This window comes from Candidatus Acetatifactor stercoripullorum (assembly GCF_944382095.1).
Lineage (GTDB): Bacteria > Bacillota > Clostridia > Lachnospirales > Lachnospiraceae > Acetatifactor > Acetatifactor stercoripullorum.
The window spans coordinates 1-3103 of the sequence record NZ_CALWMU010000078.1 but is presented as its reverse complement, the minus strand read 5'-3'; the positions used below and the strand labels follow the sequence as shown (position 1 = coordinate 3103).

Here is a 3103-nt window from a genome sequence, read left to right as displayed (position 1 = left end):
CCGCTGCTTCGCAGCTTGCTTTGCTCATAGTCGGGCGCTTAGCTCATAAGAGGATAATCTCTGTGCATTGTGTGCAAGCACCCATGCCCAGTGCTTATCCTCTTATGGCTGAGCTGTATTGGAAATTGCCTTTTGGCTCATCCTATGCTATGATATAACAAAATCCCTTGCCGGGACGGCGGAGGGGACGGGCGTAAAATGTCCACTGGACAGATTGCGCACAGAAAGAGAGGAAGTTATGTTAAACAATAAATCCATACTGATCACAGGTGGAACGGGAAGCTTTGGCAAGGCTTTTACCAGATATGTGCTGGAAAATTATGACCCCAGAAAGATTATCATTTATTCCAGAGACGAATTTAAGCAGTTTATGATGCAGAATGAGTTTAAGGAATATGCGGACAAGCTGAGATTTTTTATTGGTGACGTGAGAGACAAGGACAGAATGATGCGGGCCTTCGAGGGTGTGGATTATGTGATTCATGCGGCGGCTTTAAAGCAGGTGCCCGCCTGCGAGTACAATCCAGCCGAGGCCATTAAGACCAACATAGGGGGCGCCCAGAATGTGATAGATGCGGCGCTGGACTGTGGGATCAAAAAGGTGGTAGCGCTTTCTACGGATAAGGCGGTAAATCCAGTGAATCTCTACGGCGGTACCAAGCTGGTGTCCGACAAGCTGTTTGTGGCGGCAAACGCCTACGCGGGAAGCAAGGATATCTGTTTTTCCATTGTGCGTTATGGCAATGTGGCCGGAAGCCGGGGCTCTGTGATTCCCTTCTTCCATAATATTATCAAAAACGGAGGAAAGGAGCTGCCCATCACTGACTACCGCATGACTCGTTTCTGGATCAGTCTGCGCCAGGGCGTTGAGCTGGTGATCAAGGCTCTGGAGGAGGCAAAGGGAGGGGAGACCTTTATTTCCAAAATCCCTTCCTTTAAGGTGACAGACCTTGCCCAGGCCATGCTGCCGGGCTGCAATATGCCGGAGGTAGGCATCCGGGAAGGGGAAAAGCTTCATGAGATCATGGTGACGGTGGAGGATGCGCCTAATACCTATGAATACGACAAGCATTTCATTGTGTATCCCCAGATGGTGTGGAGTGAGCACAGAAAAGCAAAGCCCACCGGCAAAAAGGTTCCGGAAGGCTTTTCTTACAGCTCCGGCAGCAACACCCAGTGGCTGAGTGTAGAGGAGATTCAAAAGCTGCTTGAGACTGTGGACTTGGAAAAATAATAAAATTGATAAAACAGCGTAAAATAAGGCGGCAGACCTTCCTGGGAGGGACTGCCGCCTTTTGTCAGGCGTTTCCTTTGGCGGACCGGGGAACGCATCCGGAAATATACCGGCCGAAAAGGTACAGGCCCCTTGCTGCATAGGGTAAAAGCAGCATGGCATAAAGGAAAATATACCGGGAATTGGCCTCCCAGGCTATGTGGAATAAAAAACCTCCCATCACGGCAATGATCCCCAGATAAAGGAAGAGTCCCAGAGGGGAGTTCTCCTTTCTGCGGTTTTTCCGGATATCCCACACAAAAAACAGGAAAGCGCCCAGGTAGAAAAGGTTTTGGAAGGCATTGCAGTAGTCAATCACATAGGAGCTGGCGTCTCCTGCATACAGAGAGTCAAAGAAGCTGCTTCTGCCGCCGAAGGTTGCCAGAGTGGCCTGCCTGCAGGCATAGGTACCGTCCGCCCACTGGGAGAGCAGCTTGCCTGCATAAAATGCCGCGAAGGCTTTGGGATTCTCCCGAAAATATTGAAGCCTTTCACCGATGGCGGCGCGGCTTAGGGCAGCTGTTTCTTCAGTATCCATGCCGGTGCTCTGATAGGTGTTAAAATTAAAGCCGTTGTACCAGCCATTCCCCCGGGAGGACTCCTGCATTCCCATAGCCAGATAGGAGATGGCCGGGACGCCGCTTTTTAAGGTACTGTGGGCGCGGATTTCATAGGTCTTCTGCACCAGGGGAAGGATACTGAGGCTGCAGATGGTGCACACAAGGGCAAAGACAAGCAGCAAATGCTTTCGTTCCCTGAGCCATTGGAAAAAAGCGGCCAGCACTGCGGCAATGATGAAGATCAAAGAATTTTTGCGAAGCATCACCGCCAGCGTCAAAAAGACTGTGGCGGAGAACAGATACAGCAGGGGCTTTTGGATGCCCGGCGCTTTGTTTTTGGCAGTTGTGTCGGAGGTTAGAGACCAAAACAGTCTGCCCAGACAGTAAAAGCCTATGGAGGCGGCCGCAAAGGAAGGAATCTCTCCATAGACGAAGGAGGGGTACATCAAAAAGGGCAGAAAGCCTCCTGCCAGCGTTAGATAAATACAGTCTGTCCTCTCGTTCTGCCACAGCAGATGCACGGTTTTGTACTGAAACAGTAAAATCACACAGGAAAACAGTACATTGACACATTTGATAAAGTGATAGGCGGGAAGGGAAAAAGGGAGCAGCTTCCAAAAACGGATCAATAATTCGTAAAATGCAACAAGTCCGATCTGCTGGGGATAATAAGAGAGATAGGAATCGGTGGGGTGGATGACGGAGGTATCTCCTCCGGCAAGAGCCTCCGCCGCAGAGTAGACGGACATAGAGTCTGCCGCGGGAACAGTCCTTCCAAACAAAATAAGCGCAGCTCCCACAAAAAGGCACCAGGCCATCACCAGGAAAAGCAAAAGACGGCCTGCCCTGAGAGCGGGGAATAACCGCTGCAAAAGACGGATGGCGCCTAAGATGCCAAGAACAGCGGCAGACAAAACAGCCAGACCAAGCAGGCTGGACAGAGGATTATCCCATTTGGTCAGCACCTGCTGGGTTTCCATGTTTTCACTGTAACAGGTGAAGAAAAAAGCACCCAAAAACAAAAATCCCGTTAAACCAAGGGCAAGAAGCCGCACAAAGCGGCAGGAAAACAAAGACAGCTTTTCACAAAAAAGTTTCAGACGTTTCATAGAAAGAAAGGCCTCCCTAAGCGATTGTTTTTATAACTGCATTATGCTGTAGTAATTATTTTATCATATAATCGAGAGAATGAAACCAAGAAATGTTTTTTAGCTATTGATGAATGTTTGTCCGGTGTGATTTGTTTCTGAAGGGGTATATTAGTTGTCAG

The 3103-nt window shown here is 49.4% G+C and carries 2 protein-coding genes; one reads left to right on the top strand and one right to left on the bottom strand.

The annotated features are described in order from the left end of the window. The first annotated feature begins 238 nt into the window (after positions 1 to 238). Positions 239 to 1234, top strand: a complete 996-nt coding sequence (gene pseB / locus SHK35_RS14105; RefSeq protein ID WP_318702987.1) for a UDP-N-acetylglucosamine 4,6-dehydratase (inverting) — start codon at positions 239 to 241, stop codon at positions 1232 to 1234. A 64-nt stretch (positions 1235 to 1298) separates the two neighbouring features. On the opposite strand, the gene SHK35_RS14100 is transcribed toward pseB, so the two are convergent. Then, positions 1299 to 2942, bottom strand: a complete 1644-nt coding sequence (locus SHK35_RS14100; RefSeq protein ID WP_318710255.1) for a hypothetical protein — start codon at positions 2940 to 2942, stop codon at positions 1299 to 1301. Positions 2943 to 3103: the final 161 nt, after the last annotated feature.